This window comes from Pseudoalteromonas sp. bablab_jr010 (assembly GCF_016464105.1).
Classification (GTDB): domain Bacteria; phylum Pseudomonadota; class Gammaproteobacteria; order Enterobacterales; family Alteromonadaceae; genus Pseudoalteromonas; species Pseudoalteromonas simplex.
This window is the reverse complement of sequence record NZ_JACDWV010000087.1, coordinates 128,099-141,586: the sequence shown is the minus strand read 5'-3', so window position 1 is coordinate 141,586 and position 13,488 is coordinate 128,099. Positions and strand designations below refer to the sequence as shown.

Annotated in this window: 11 protein-coding genes; 8 read left to right on the top strand and 3 right to left on the bottom strand. The window is 41.2% G+C overall.

From position 1 onward, the window contains the following. Positions 1-148: 148 nt before the first annotated feature. The 7 genes from yeiP (at position 149) to JIG37_RS09135 (ending at position 7,426) form a co-directional block, all read left to right on the top strand. Positions 149-721: an elongation factor P-like protein YeiP gene (gene yeiP / locus JIG37_RS09165; protein ID WP_054553213.1), complete on the top strand. Its 573-nt coding sequence runs from the start codon at positions 149-151 to the stop codon at positions 719-721. Positions 722-866: 145 nt separating this feature from the next. Further along, the gene (locus tag JIG37_RS09160) at positions 867-1,595 is read left to right on the top strand and encodes an RDD family protein (RefSeq protein ID WP_199529224.1); all 729 of its coding nucleotides are present in this window, start codon (positions 867-869) and stop codon (positions 1,593-1,595) included. Then, positions 1,592-2,542: a stage II sporulation protein M gene (locus JIG37_RS09155; RefSeq protein WP_187490205.1), complete on the top strand. Its 951-nt coding sequence runs from the start codon at positions 1,592-1,594 to the stop codon at positions 2,540-2,542. Before JIG37_RS09160 ends, JIG37_RS09155 begins: the two co-directional genes overlap by 4 nt. Then, complete coding sequence (locus JIG37_RS09150; protein WP_199529223.1) at positions 2,532-3,992, top strand: hypothetical protein; 1,461 nt, start codon at positions 2,532-2,534, stop codon at positions 3,990-3,992. The genes JIG37_RS09155 and JIG37_RS09150 overlap by 11 nt, the downstream gene beginning before the upstream one ends. Beyond that, the gene (locus tag JIG37_RS09145) at positions 3,982-5,130 is read left to right on the top strand and encodes a hypothetical protein (RefSeq protein ID WP_199529222.1); all 1,149 of its coding nucleotides are present in this window, start codon (positions 3,982-3,984) and stop codon (positions 5,128-5,130) included. Before JIG37_RS09150 ends, JIG37_RS09145 begins: the two co-directional genes overlap by 11 nt. Beyond that, positions 5,127-6,110 (top strand): MoxR family ATPase, encoded by a 984-nt coding sequence (locus tag JIG37_RS09140; RefSeq protein ID WP_199529221.1) that lies wholly within the window; start codon positions 5,127-5,129, stop codon positions 6,108-6,110. Before JIG37_RS09145 ends, JIG37_RS09140 begins: the two co-directional genes overlap by 4 nt. Beyond that, positions 6,107-7,426 carry a DUF58 domain-containing protein gene (locus JIG37_RS09135; protein WP_199529220.1) on the top strand — a complete coding sequence of 440 codons (1,320 nt, stop codon included), beginning with the start codon at positions 6,107-6,109 and terminating at the stop codon, positions 7,424-7,426. Before JIG37_RS09140 ends, JIG37_RS09135 begins: the two co-directional genes overlap by 4 nt. Before the next feature lie 61 nt (positions 7,427-7,487). Here JIG37_RS09135 and JIG37_RS09130 read toward each other — a convergent pair whose 3' ends face one another. Then, the gene (locus tag JIG37_RS09130; RefSeq protein WP_199529219.1) at positions 7,488-7,964 is read right to left on the bottom strand and encodes a DUF4234 domain-containing protein; all 477 of its coding nucleotides are present in this window, start codon (positions 7,962-7,964) and stop codon (positions 7,488-7,490) included. Between the two features lie 221 nt (positions 7,965-8,185). Here JIG37_RS09130 and JIG37_RS09125 point away from each other — a divergent pair, with 221 nt between their 5' ends. Next, positions 8,186-8,380: a hypothetical protein gene (locus JIG37_RS09125; RefSeq protein ID WP_054553205.1), complete on the top strand. Its 195-nt coding sequence runs from the start codon at positions 8,186-8,188 to the stop codon at positions 8,378-8,380. Here JIG37_RS09125 and JIG37_RS09120 read toward each other — a convergent pair. Both JIG37_RS09120 and JIG37_RS09115 read right to left on the bottom strand, forming a co-directional pair. Then, entirely contained in the window at positions 8,377-10,569 is a 2,193-nt protein-coding gene (locus JIG37_RS09120; RefSeq protein WP_228482644.1) for an EAL domain-containing protein, read from the bottom strand. The two genes, JIG37_RS09125 and JIG37_RS09120, sit on opposite strands and share 4 nt — an antisense overlap. A gap of 98 nt (positions 10,570-10,667) precedes the next feature. Beyond that, positions 10,668-13,388 (bottom strand): insulinase family protein, encoded by a 2,721-nt coding sequence (locus JIG37_RS09115; protein ID WP_194442560.1) that lies wholly within the window; start codon positions 13,386-13,388, stop codon positions 10,668-10,670. Between the last annotated feature and the right edge of the window lie 100 nt (positions 13,389-13,488).

Below are 13,488 nucleotides of genomic sequence, written 5' to 3'. Positions count from 1 at the left end.
AGCTTTTTCGTAGTTTGGAGACAACTATCGTTATAATTTGCTGAAAAATAATATAAATAAAGGCTCTGAGATTAAACTGTAAATTTTTATTGAACAAAACCTATTACGTGGTAAATTTCTGTCATCAAAAAACGATAGGAATACACCCATGCCTAAGGCAAGTGAAGTTAAAAAAGGCGCCGCTATCGAGCATAACGGCCGTGTTTTAGTAGTTAAAGATATTCAACGTTCTGTACCACAAGGTCGTGCTGGTGGCAGTTTATACCGCATGCGTTTATACGATGTGGTAACAGGCGGTAAAGTTGATGAAACATTTAAAGACAGCGATATGTTAAAGCTTGCTGATCTCATTCGTCGCGAAGCAATGTTCTCTTACATTGATGGTGAAGAGTATGTTTTCATGGATAATGAAGACTACACGCCATATAACCTTAATAAAGAAGCGATCAGCGAAGAGATTTTATTCGTTAATGAAGAAACTCAAGGCCTTCACGTGATTGTGATTGATGGCTCACCAGTTGGCTTAGATTTACCATCAAGTGTTGAGCTTGTTGTTGAAGAAACAGACCCTTCAATCAAAGGCGCTTCAGCAAGTGCACGTTCAAAGCCAGCACGTTTAACAACGGGTTTAACGATTCAAGTTCCTGAGCATATTTCAACAGGTGACCGTATTCGTATCAACACCGTTGAACAAAAATTTATGGGACGCGCAGAAAAATAACTCTGTGGTCCATTAGAGAACCGGCTTTTTGCCGGTTTTTTGCTTTATTAGTAACTCGCTCATTACAAAATTCATTGAAAAAGGAACGAAAAACGCGCATTATTATCGGCTTACGAAAACAATAATAATTATCAGTAGTAGATTAATGTTGAACCACGGATTGGAAAACAGAGAATACATCAAACTCCCTGAAGGCGTTGATATCGCCATTACTCCCGCTGGCGTTGTTGCCAGAAGCTATGCCTACATTATCGATTTTATTATCCGTAGTTTGGTTCTACTTGCTGTTGGTACTGTATTGGCCTTCTTTGGTGATGCAGGGCAGGGGCTTATCTTAATTGCTTACTTTTTAATTTCATGGGGCTATAACATCCTGTTTGAAATGGAAAGTGGCCAAACGCCGGGTAAAAAACGCCTTAAAATCCGTGTTGTGCAAGACAATGGCTTACCAGCGAGCTTTTCGCAAATTGTAGTGCGTAACTTACTACGTCCAGCCGATATGCTACCTATAGGCTATTTCTTAGGCCTTGTGGTTATGTTGTTTAACAACCGTTTTAAACGCATTGGTGATTGGGCTGCAGGGACTATGGTCATTTATGATGATGAGTTAGCAACGCGACCTGAATTATCACAAGGAGAAGTGCATATTCCTACCATTAGCTTAACCACCGAAGAGCAATTAGCGGTGCTTGCTTTTGCAGAGCGTCATGATGAACTATCTGATGCAAGGCGCCGTGAGTTGGCAGCTATTTTAGCTACTCCTTTTTCTGCTGCAGAGCATGAGATTGAGGCGCAGCTTGTTAGTTACGCACGCCACTTTGCAGGTCAAGTTCAACACGATAACGATTACCCGCAGCAGGAGGGTAAGCAATGAAGCAAACTCAATTTGTAAAATCAAATAGTGTCAGTTGGGATGAGTTTGAAGCGCTTTGCGAGCAAAATAGTGCAAAGTCTTTACCTGTTAATTTCCCTAACTTGTATCGCAAAGTCTGTAATGATTTAGCCATTGCGCAAAGTCGTCAATACAGCCCAGTGTTGATTGAGCAAATAAACAGGCTGGTGCAATTAGGACAAAAGCGCCTTTATTTATCTCGAAGCAATCAATTTTCTGAAATATGGCATGTGGCCCGCACGGCATTTCCACGTGCACTGTATGAAAATCGTTTAATGCTTGGCATTAACTTATTGGCATTTTGGGGATTGGCCTTAGTTGCTTTTATTTGGGTGACAATTGACCCTGATGCCGCTTATACATTTTTAGGGCAAGGTACAGTGCTTAATATCGAACAAATGTATAACCCTAGTGGTAGCGTTCAATCGGCTGAGCGCGGCGCATCACAAGATCTGATGATGTTCGGGGTCTATATCTACAATAATATTGGCATTGCATTTCAGATGTTTGCAGGTGGTGTTCTGTTCTGTGTTGGTGCTGCTTTTTTCTTGTTGTTCAATAGTTTTTATTTTGGTGCCGTTGCGGCTCACATTGTCAATGTTGGGTTTGAAGGGCCGTTTTTTTCATTTGTAATAACCCATGGCTCATTTGAGTTAACCGCTATCATCATTGCCTCAGCGGCCGGGTGTCAAATAGGTTACGGCTTGTTAAATCCTGGGCAGTATACTCGCGCATATGCGATGAAACAGGCTGCACAAAAAGCACTTCCACTGATTGTTGGCGCATTTTTAATGTTAGTCATTGCCGCTTTTATCGAAGCATTTTGGTCACCCCGTGATATTGCTAACGAAATTAAATATTTAGTTGGCAGCGGCTGTTGGGCTTATGTCATTTTTCGCTTGTACAGGGGAATGCGCTATGGAGCTTAATCGTCTTAGCTTCAATCCTCGCAAGCGCAGTGCTTACGAAACCTTTGATTTAACAGTGTTGCTAGTTAAGCAGCATGCTGTCGCATTGGTCTCTTTGTATTTGATGATGGCCGTGCCCGTATTTTTAATTGTTGGCTTTCTAGTAAACTGGGGCATAGGCGGCTTTGTTGTTTGGTGGCTTAAACCTGTATTTGAGCGACCATTACTTGATTACATGTCAAAAGCGGTTTTCAATCAGCCAGTCAGCATAATGAGTAGCTTAAAGTTACTCAAGCAGTTAAAAATCGCTGATATGCTTGCGCATTTAACCGTTTTTAGGCTCAGCCCAAACAGAGCATTTTTAGCCCCCGTAGAGCAACTTGAGCGACTATCAGTTGAGCGCAAAACCAAACGTAAGCAGGTGTTGTTTGCTTCAACTAAGCCTAAGCAGACATTGTGGATGCTGTTTTGTGTACATTTTGAGTTTATCTTATTGATGGGAATATCGGCACTGACAATTGCACTTGTGCCCCATTCATTCTCTGCACAAGAAGCCATGTACCAAATTTTTGAAGCGCCAATCTGGGTTGAGATAGCATTTAACTTTATTTATATCTTCAGTATTTCATTAGTGGCGCCGCTTTTTGTTACTGGCGGTTTCCTTGCTTATTTACACCGTCGTGTTGAACTAGAGGGCTGGGATATCGAGCTGGCATTTAAAAATATTCGCACCCGTCTTGCAGGCGTAGTCAGTGCTGTAGCACTTCTTCTGCTGACAACATTTACGCTGCAACCATCAACAAGCTATGCAGAGCAAATCGATAAGCAAGCGGTAAAAGAGCAAGTTACTGCTCTTTATAATGAGCCTAATGTTATCGAAACCGAGACTACGTGGGTGCCAAATATCGAAGCAAAAGCGAGTTCATCAGATAGTGACTGGTCTTGGCTTATCGATGTATTTACTGCCATTGGTGAAGTGTTTGGCGTGTTAGTTTGGGTATTGGTCGGCTTATTAGTTATTTGGCTAGTGTATTACCTGATGCAAAAACGTGGCTTTTTTGCCAACTTAAGCTTGCCTGAGCGCAGTAAAGTGAATGAACAGCCAGTGATCCCAACCTTATTTGCAGAAATTAAAAGTAAGGATTTACCTACTGATTTAATTGCTGCTGCAAAGCAGTGTTTTGAGCAAGGGCAGCACCGCTTGGCGCTGGCGTATTTGCTTCATCATGCGCTGAGTTGGGCGCAGCAACGACATGAAGTGCGCTTACACCGCTCGATGACTGAGCGCGAATGTAAACGTGCAATTGATGCTAGGGTGCCAAATCAAGGGCAAGCAATTTTTGCTCGCTTATTTTCTGCGTGGGTCACGGTCGCTTGGGGCCATAAAACCCCTGATATCGACTTTATCGAGCTGATTGAGCAAATTACAGCTATGACAGCAGAGACTAAGGAGCAAGCCCATGAAGCTTAAGGTTGTGCTTATTGCGGCGCTCGTATTGTTTAGCTTATTTGTTATTGCGGGTATTGCCTCTTTAGATTGGCAGAAAAAAGAAATAGAGATTGGCTTTCATAGTGATGTCGCAAAAGATAACTTTACGATGGCTCAACGGCTACTTAAAGCCAATGGTATCGATTGGAATAAAAACAAGCGCTTGGCAGAGCAAGCACAAAGTGATGAGTTAAATATAGACCCGCAAAGTATCTTAATTTTGGATGAGGCAGTGCTTGCTGATTCTTACCTGTTAGATGTACAGCTGGCTGATTGGGTCGCTGAAGGCGGACGCTTGATTTATGTATTAAACAGGCAACGTGATGAGCTGGCAATTGATAGCACCGTATTTTTTAGTCAGCTTGGTATTAATGTAGAAAGCCAAGAAGATGTGTTTGAATATGATTTTGCAATGCTCAAAGAGGGGCATAAAAATAGTACGCTCTCAATTGATGAAAACACTGAGCTTGATCTTGAGCTAAGCCGTGCCTTTTTTATTGAAAACTGCCCCGGTGTGAGTACCAATAATGATAACGGCGACACCTTGATGTGTGACTTTGCGTTTGGTCAAGGTCGGGTCATTGTGATGCCATCGCTGTTACCTTTTACTAATTACCGACTTCGCCACCTTGATCATGGCAGCTTATTACTTTGGTTAAGTAAAGGGGCTAAAAAAGTAACCTATGTACCTTACCTAACTTACCCAAATTGGTTTGCCAAATTATGGCACTGGAGCTGGCAATGTGTGGTGACGTTGCTGTTATTAATTGTGCTTGCAGTATGGCATATCAGTAGTCGCATCGGCCGCTCTTATGCTCCTGACTTCGATGTAAAAACCAGCTTTAATCAGCATATTCGAGCAGTAGCAAACTTTTATTCTGAGCATGGTCACGAAGCCGTGTTATTTACTGCTCTAGAAAAAGATTTTTACGCCAAAGTAGAGTCGCGAGTGCCTAACTTTAAGATGCTTAGTGCTGAAAAGCAGGCGCAGATCATCGCTAATTTAACTCATTTTGAAAAACAACAGGTGGCAGAGTTGCTTGCTAGCAAGTTGCCTGAGTCAAAAGAACAACGAACAGAATATATAAAACGATTTAAACAATTAAGGAATGCCTTATGAGCACGGAATTAGACACTAATCGCATGAGCTTAGTTGAGGCAGCTGATGCAGTAAAACAAGTAAAGCATAACATTTCGCGTGTGTTAGTCGGTCAAGATGCCATTGTTGAAGATGTGCTTACGGTACTCTTTGCGGGCGGTCATGTGTTACTTGAAGGGGTTCCAGGGCTTGGTAAAACGCTACTGGTTAGAGCCTTAGCAAAAAGCTTAAATGTAGACTTTTCGCGAGTGCAGTTTACACCGGATTTAATGCCTTCAGATGTTGTTGGTCATAGTTTGTATGATATGAAATCAGGTGAATTTAATATCAAAAAAGGCCCAGCATTTACTAATATTTTACTGGCTGATGAAATCAACCGTGCACCCGCAAAAACGCAATCAGCCCTTCTTGAGGTGATGCAAGAGCAACAAATCACCATTGATGGGGAGTCATTATTTATTGATTCACCGTTTATGGTATTAGCGACTCAAAACCCATTAGATCAAGAGGGGACGTATCCACTACCAGAAGCTGAATTAGACCGCTTTATGATGAAAGTTGAGCTTGGTTTTCCTTCTCATGAATCGGAAGTTGAGCTTTTAAAACTGAATACACAAATTGTGTCTAATGAAACCAAAGTAGAGCAGCTGCCAGCAGTATTAGATGCTAAGCGTATTGCGGAAATTAAACAGCTTTGTGCAGATATCTTAGTCGACGAACAAATACTTAATTATGCCGTTGATATCGTGCGTAGTTCACGAACTTGGCAGGGCGTGTTGCACGGTGCAGGGTTACGTGCCTCAATTAATATTATTAAAGCCGCAAAAGTAATGGCATTAATGAACGGTCGTGACTTTGTAACCCCAGATGACGTGAAGTCAGTGTCAGTGAATATTTTAAGGCACCGATTAATTTTATCGGCTGATCTGGAGCTGGAAGGAGTGTCATTTGATGAAGTGATCAATGCCATTTTAGCCAGTGTTGAAGCGCCGCGCTCATGAATCGCATCAAGCATAGACCTGCAAAACGCTTAGTACAATTAACAGCTTTGTTGCTGTTATTGTTGTTTGTCTGTGCCATTGCATCGGTTGACAGCTTAGTGTTAACGGCCTTGCTCCTAGTGCCTTTATTGATCGCATTTTTCGATTATATGGCGGCAAAGTCAGAGCCTTTACTTGAAGTAAGCGCACAAACGAACCTCAACATGGCTTTGTATCGACGCCAACCCTTGCAGATAGTGATTAAAAACAAAGCGAAGCATGCGACCATGCTAGATGTCAGTGTTCATTTGAGCAATGCAATTGAGCTGCAAAAACCACAGCAAACGGTGTTTATTGATGCAATGCAACAAGCAAAGCAGAGCTTTACATTACGCGCTCACAAACGAGGTGATGCGCAGATCAGTGCCATTGAACTTAGGGTTGGGTCGCCATTTGGCCTTTGGCAAACAAACTGGTTAGCAGCGCAAACAATTCAATTAAAAGTGTATCCAGATTTTAGCCGTGTGACTTCAAAGCAGCATTTAAATGGCGTAGTGAATAAGCCTATTTCAGGCTTAAAGCTCACTAAAAAGCGCGGTGATGGTATCGAGTTTCAGCAATTACGTGAATATCGCCAAGGTGATAGTGTTAGACAGATAGACTGGCAGGCGACCAGTAAGCGTCGAAAACTCATTTCTCGTGAGTATCAAGAAGAGCAAAATCAACACGTCATAGTGATGCTCGATGCTTCTAAAAAAATGGCCATTGAAGCTAATGAAGGTAGTCACTTTGATCATGCTTTAAATGCATTGCTACTGCTGTCACACACAGTTTTAAAGCAAGGTGACTGGTTTAGCATGCAAAGCTTTAACCAAAACCTGCGCTGGTTACCCGATGTAAAAGGCGCACAAAATGTATCAAGGGTGATGAATCACTTTTATGATCTATACCCAGATAAGAGCAGCAGTGACTATTTAGTGGCTGTGAACCAATTAATCGCTAAACGCAGTAAACGTTCTTTAGTGTTATTAGTCACCACCCTTGATGAGCAAAGCATTGAGGAGTTGATGCCTGCAATAAAGTTATTACAAAAACACCACCTAGTGGCGCTTATCAATATTAATAACCGTGCTGTAAATGAGGTGCTCGATGAGCCTATTGAAAAGTACGAAGATGCAACCAGTTATTGTGCAGCATTAGCGCTGTTAAATTCACATAAAGCCAATATGGCAAAGCTGAAAAAACAAGGGGTGATAGCCATAGACTGTAACCCTGAGCAGCTGCTACCGCATGTGCTTAACACCTATTTAAATGTGAAGCACTCCGGGGCGTTGTAAGACCAGCTGGCAATAAAAAAGGCATTGAATTCAATGCCTTTTTTATTAAATAACGAAACGATTATTTTTGATTATCAATAGCTTCGTTAATTTTGTATTGGAAATAAATAGCATAAAAGAAAAATGTCAGTATGCCACTTAAATGCACTGGTTCGTTACTGCCTTCATTGATTAGCTCTTTAAGTGAAGTACGTAGCGAGAAAATGAATACCAGACCAACAATTAAAGAAATAATAGAAGCCATAGCAGACAAAACTTCAGAAATATCAGTGAATGCCAAAACAAAGTTGATTGCGTAAATAGCAATATAGCCATAAATTAAGTTTTGGTTAACTTGATGTTTAGCAAGCGCGTTTGCTTTGTTTGCGCGGCTTACTAGCCAGTAAATTGCGTAAATACCCAATGTGATAAGACTTAAAAAGAACACGCCCCAAGCAGAGAAGCGGTCAAAGTTTAAAATAGGTTTATTACCACCATTATTTTGCTGAGTAAGCTCAGCTTCTGGCGCTTCATAGATGTTAGCTGATTCTTCAGACATAACGATTCCTCATAATTATTTTTATATATTCCTTTGTGCTGATAGCACGCATCGATAATAGCAGTGTGGTTGCTTTTTGTACATCATTTCAACAGCCTAGAAAGTAAAGCTTTGTAACATAAAGGCCAGTATAAATAAGCCTTATAGAGGTTATAGCATGAGTGAAGTTTTAAAGCTTGCTGAAATTATGTACACTGCCGCTGATTTTTATGAGGTGCTGTGTGTTATTTATCTTTTTGAGTTGTGTATTTATTTTGGTGATGTATTTAGAGTCTTTGTCTAAAGGAATGCCGGTAAAGCGCTGGATGCTGTTAGGCGGTGTGCTTGGGCCTGTTGCTTGGTGTTTATTTAACATGCACTACCGCCGCGCATTTGTGCGTCACGTTGGCCATCAATCGTGTGGCTGGCGACCTTAAGCTTTTGCTGTTTTTAGTAGGCTCGGCGCAGATTTATCGAGTTGCTTTTGTAAGAAGGCGGTAAATTCTGGCTGTGATAGTGGCTTTGAGTAATAGTAACCTTGTACCGTCTGACATTTTAACTGCTCTAACATCATGACTTGTTCGGCTTGTTCAACGCCTTCTGCAACCACATGTAAATCAAGGTTATGAGCAATGGTTACAATCGAGTCGACCATATTCCGGCCACGTTCTGTTTGCATGTCGTCAATAAAGGCTTTATCAACTTTCAAAGTATTAAGCGGGAACTGTTTTAGATAAGCTAACGATGAGTAGCCTGTACCAAAGTCATCCATTGCAAGGTGAATACCTCGGGCACTGAGTGAGCGCATGACAGAAATAGCTTCGTTTGGGTCGTCCATAACCGTACCTTCGGTGATCTCAAGTTCAAGGAAGTAAGAGGGCAGTTCATTCTTTTGCAAAATCACATCAATACGGGTGGTTAAATCGGGCAAGCTGAACTGTTTAGCGGATAAGTTCACTGCAACACGACCGTTGAATAACCCTTGGTCAATCCACGCCTTTACATCGCGGCATGCTTTGTTTAAAACAACTTCACCAATTTCGATAATTTGCCCAGTTTCTTCAGCAATAGGAATAAACACACCTGGACTAATTACACCTTTTTTCGGGGTAATGAAGCGTACCAAGGCTTCCATACCATCTAGTTTACCTGTACGAATATTCATTTTTGGCTGGTAGTACACTTCAAAGTGGTCTTCTTTTAGACCGTAACGCATTAAATTTTCGATTTGTAAGCGTTTAACCGCTTCACGGTTCATTGTGTCGTTGAAAAACAGATAGCTATTACCTTTTTTCTTAGCGTGATACATGGCTGTATCCGCATTTTTAAGTAATAACTCGGGGGTATTACCATCTTCAGGAAACAGCACAATACCGACACTTGAGGTGATCACCAGTTCATGGCCTGCCATATTAAAAGGTGTAGCAATTGCGGCTAAAAAGAGTTTAGCCATGCGAGTGATAGTATGAATATCGTTGGTGCCCGACATTACGAGCGCAAACTCATCCCCGCCAAGACGATAAAACACATCTTTTTCGCGGGTTAACTTATTCAAGCGCATCGCAAGCTTAGACAATAAGCTATCACCAAGTTGGTGACCCAGAGAGTCGTTAATCTTCTTAAAGTTATCTAGGTCAAACACTAACAAAGCGTGATGATTATCTTGCTTAGCGAGCTTTTTCAGATTGGTGAAAAACAAGTTTCGGTTAGGTAAGCCCGTTGTACGGTCACGGTTTGATAAGTTATGTAATTGTGATTCCGCTTTTTTACGCTCAGTTTCATCTGAAAAAACAACTACGTAGTTACATATTTGATTGTGCTCATTTTTGATTTCATCAATTGAAATTTCAATTGGTAACAGCTGTCTTTTCGCATTGCGAAGTTTTACCTCTTGCTGCCAGTGTTCTGTCGCTTTTACGGTGGCTTTAATTTCATCTACATAGCTTTGGTCATAGCCATTTAAGGTAAAATCTTTCTTTAAGTATTGCTCTCGTGTACCACCAAATAGTGTTAAAAAACTTGGGTTTAAGTCAACCAATTTGAAGTTTTTATCGTAAATAGCGATGGCGTCGGTTAGCGACTCAACGCATTTAGCGAATAGGTTTAAACGTGCTTCTGTTGATTTCAGCTGAGAAATATCTCTTACAGTGCCAGTCATACGCAAAGGGTTGAGGTTTGCGTCTTTTTCGATGATCTTGCCGCGATCTAGTACCCAGTGCCAACGACCAAAGCTGTCTTTAATGCGGTAACTCGCTTCAAAAAAAGCGGTATGCTCGGCGAAGTGTTTTTTAAGAGCTGTTTCGACGTGTTGTAAGTCGTGTGGGTGAATTAATTCGCGATTAGGGGGAAAGCCGCTGCTACTATTTGTATCTGAAGTGTATTTATCATTAATTCGTAGCACCTCGCCGGTTTTAATATTCCAGTCCCAGAGGGTGTCACCACTACCTTCTACGGTACTTTTTAAACGATGTTCTGAGATACGAAGTTGCTGTCGAGAGCGTTTTAGTTTAAAAATTATGAATAATAAGTATGGCAATAACAGCATCATGATAGCACTTGGAATAAGCAACAATGTGCTCTGTTCAAGCTCTATGGGGCTGGCGGATGCAGAAAAAACCCCAGCCATACTTATTGTTAAAAAAGCAGAAATCATTTTTATTATTTTTGTCATTAATGCATTACTTTAATTCGCAACAATTAATCTAATCTAAGCTCGCGTTCGAGTCAAAGAGAATGCGAAGAAAGGGTTGTTTTTGACTGTTTTTTGGCCTTTGGCTCACTTAAAAGTTCTATTCTTGGCCTGTTTTCACTAAAGGTTTCGGTAATATACTGCTGCATTTGAGCAAGGCTTAACTTATCAAGTGCCTCTAAAAGCTGCCGTTGCATATTAAATTCAGTATCGCGATTACCGATTGCCAACCATAAACGTTGCGAGCGTAAGCGTAAATTTTTATCTTTTTCAGCAATATGTGTGACAAGACCCGCTTTGGTATCTAACCATTGCTGCTCAGAAATGCTGTTTACTTGTGATACATAATTATTAATAAATTGCTGGTGACGCTGAAGTATCTCATCAGCACTGTGCTTAGGTGACTGCACATAAAATGCGATACCCGCCCGGGTATTAAACGGAGCATAGCCTGCACCAACTAAATAGCCGAGTTGTTGCTTTGTTCTTAGCTCATTAAAGTAATCTTGATTTATTAAATGGTTAAGTACCATCATTTGCACTTTTTCGCTGGTGTCATCCGTTTGTGCTTGATAGTACAGTACCATTGCATGATCGCTGCAATTTAACATGAAGCGCTGTTGACCTACTTCGGTTATATCGTTTAGTGGTCGCGTTAAATCAATAATTGTGGTGCTGCCAGCTAAGTGCTCAGTCACTTGTTTTTGGAACTTAAGCGCATCAGAGCGTTGCCAGTTACCATGTAAAAAAGACTCAACGTGCAAGGCTTTAAAAAACTCATTTCTAAAGCAATTAAACTGATGGAAACTCGTATCCTTTAAAGCCTGCGCTAAGGCATTCGGCTCTGGGTTCCATGGCATAATTTGCGCACCCAAAATACTAAATAGCTCGCTAACAGGTTTGTTTTGATTGCTGTTTCGCCAATGTCTAACTAGCTGCTTTTTGTACTCAGCAAAACGTTTTGCGCAGATCTCAACATTAAAGAGTGCTTCAAGTAACTCATTAACTAGCTCCAACTGACTCGATGAAAGACCGGCAGTGTGTAGAGTTAACCCGCCTTGGTGAGAGGTTAAGTGATAACTAAGGCCAGCAAGCTCAGCCGGATAAAACTGCTCAGCCACACTGTCCATAAACAAGTCTGCAAATAAGCGGGTAAGGGCCATGTGCTTAACATCTTTAATCGCAAAGGTTGAGTCCATCGCTAAGTAAAAATGCCCTTTTGCCACTCTGAAAGTCGCATCTTGTTTAAACCAAAAATCAAAGCCCTCTCTTTTGACTAAAAGCTCTGGTGATTTAGTTGGCTTTTCTAAAGGCAATAACTCAACCTCTTTGGTGAGGTATGGGTTAGCACTTGGTAAGCACATCTGTGGTAATGGCGTGTTTATTTCGCTTAGCGCTTCTAACCAACTTGTTGAAATGTCCTCTACTTTATAAGGGGTGTTGTACCAAGCTGTAGTGTGCTCAGGCTCAACACCTGGATGAATGAGTACCAAGCGCATGTTATCAGGTGTTAGCCATTGCATGGCAATTTCATGAGCGCAGCGGTTAAAGCCTTCCATTAAATAATCGCCTTGCACATAATTGGCTTCATCGTAATGCTGCATATTAATGCTTAAGTTACTCACCCAATCAATTAAACGTGCTTTTTCTTGGTTATCAAAGGCAATTTGCAAGAGGTTCTTTTTGTCTTGATAAAGACGCGGCAATTTATCGCAGTTTTGGTTAATTAAGCAGATATACTCAAACACCATTTCGACGATATCTTCATAGTATTCAATACCTTCATCAGTCAACGCCATACTGATATTAAAATCTTTGAAGTTACTGCCATTAATGCCACCACCTGCTGAGAGGGCATTGATCCAGCCTTGCTCTTTTAGAATAGAGTACAGCGATCCTTTGCCTTCGTAGCCAAGTAAGTGAGCGATAAAACTAACGGTTTTGTGACGATAAAAGTCATCTATATTTGGCATCGCAAAGCTAATAATGAGCTTTTGCATATGTTTATGTGGCTCAATGTGTAACACCTTACCTAAGTCTTGTTTACGGTAAAGTGGCTGCTCTATAATCTCTTTACTTTTTGGCTGACCTTTTATTTCGCTAAATAACTGTTTTACCCAGGTGGTCATGGTCGCAATATCTTCATTGCTGCAGACCACCAGTGTCATCCACTGAGCCTGATAATGACTATCGAAGAAAGCACGTAGCTCATCACTGATGCAGCCCTCACGATCCGCGAGGGTTTGCTGGTTACCAACCGAAAACTTTGCAAAAGGGTGTGCTGGGTTCACCGTTTCTTTGTGAGCCTGATAAATTCGTCGGCCATCATCTTTTATTTTTAGTTTGAATTCTGCGTCTATGGCATTGCGTTCTTTTGTAGTCTCTTTAGGATTTAGTAGTGGTGCGATAAAAAAACGACTGAACTGTGCTAGTGCTTCAGCAAACTGCTGGCTGTTTATATCAAAGAAGTAGCAAGTGTGCTCAGTGCCAGTCCAGGCGTTGGTGTTGCCACCAGATTGTGATACAAAATTAGAAAAACCGCCCGATTCTGGGTACAAATCAGTACCTAAAAAAAGCATGTGCTCTAAAAAGTGCGCAAGGCCTTGTCTGTCAAGAGGATCGTCGAAATGGCCTGCGTTAATTGCCATAGAAGCCGCTGATTTTGTTGACTCTAAGTCTTGCACTAAAAGTACTTTTAGACCATTGTCCAGTGTTAGGGGTTGATATGTTCTGTTATCATTGCGGCTGATATTCAAAAGATGCTCCTGAAAGAGTGCGTTAATGTCCTAACAACAGATGATATTTTCAGGAAAGCTAAAAAGACAGAGCTACGAAAATCTACCTGAATATCATAAG

Excerpts from the sequence above, each read along its gene's own strand:
- yeiP (WP_054553213.1), top strand. The coding sequence starts at position 149 with ATGCCTAAGGCAAGTGAAGTTAAAAAAGGCGCCGCTATCGAGCATAAC.
- JIG37_RS09160 (WP_199529224.1), top strand. The coding sequence starts at position 867 with ATGTTGAACCACGGATTGGAAAACAGAGAATACATCAAACTCCCTGAA.
- JIG37_RS09155 (WP_187490205.1), top strand. The coding sequence starts at position 1,592 with ATGAAGCAAACTCAATTTGTAAAATCAAATAGTGTCAGTTGGGATGAG.
- JIG37_RS09150 (WP_199529223.1), top strand. The coding sequence starts at position 2,532 with ATGGAGCTTAATCGTCTTAGCTTCAATCCTCGCAAGCGCAGTGCTTAC.
- JIG37_RS09145 (WP_199529222.1), top strand. The coding sequence starts at position 3,982 with ATGAAGCTTAAGGTTGTGCTTATTGCGGCGCTCGTATTGTTTAGCTTA.
- JIG37_RS09140 (WP_199529221.1), top strand. The coding sequence starts at position 5,127 with ATGAGCACGGAATTAGACACTAATCGCATGAGCTTAGTTGAGGCAGCT.
- JIG37_RS09135 (WP_199529220.1), top strand. The coding sequence starts at position 6,107 with ATGAATCGCATCAAGCATAGACCTGCAAAACGCTTAGTACAATTAACA.
- JIG37_RS09130 (WP_199529219.1), bottom strand. The coding sequence starts at position 7,964 with ATGTCTGAAGAATCAGCTAACATCTATGAAGCGCCAGAAGCTGAGCTT.
- JIG37_RS09120 (WP_228482644.1), bottom strand. The coding sequence starts at position 10,569 with ATGGCTGGGGTTTTTTCTGCATCCGCCAGCCCCATAGAGCTTGAACAG.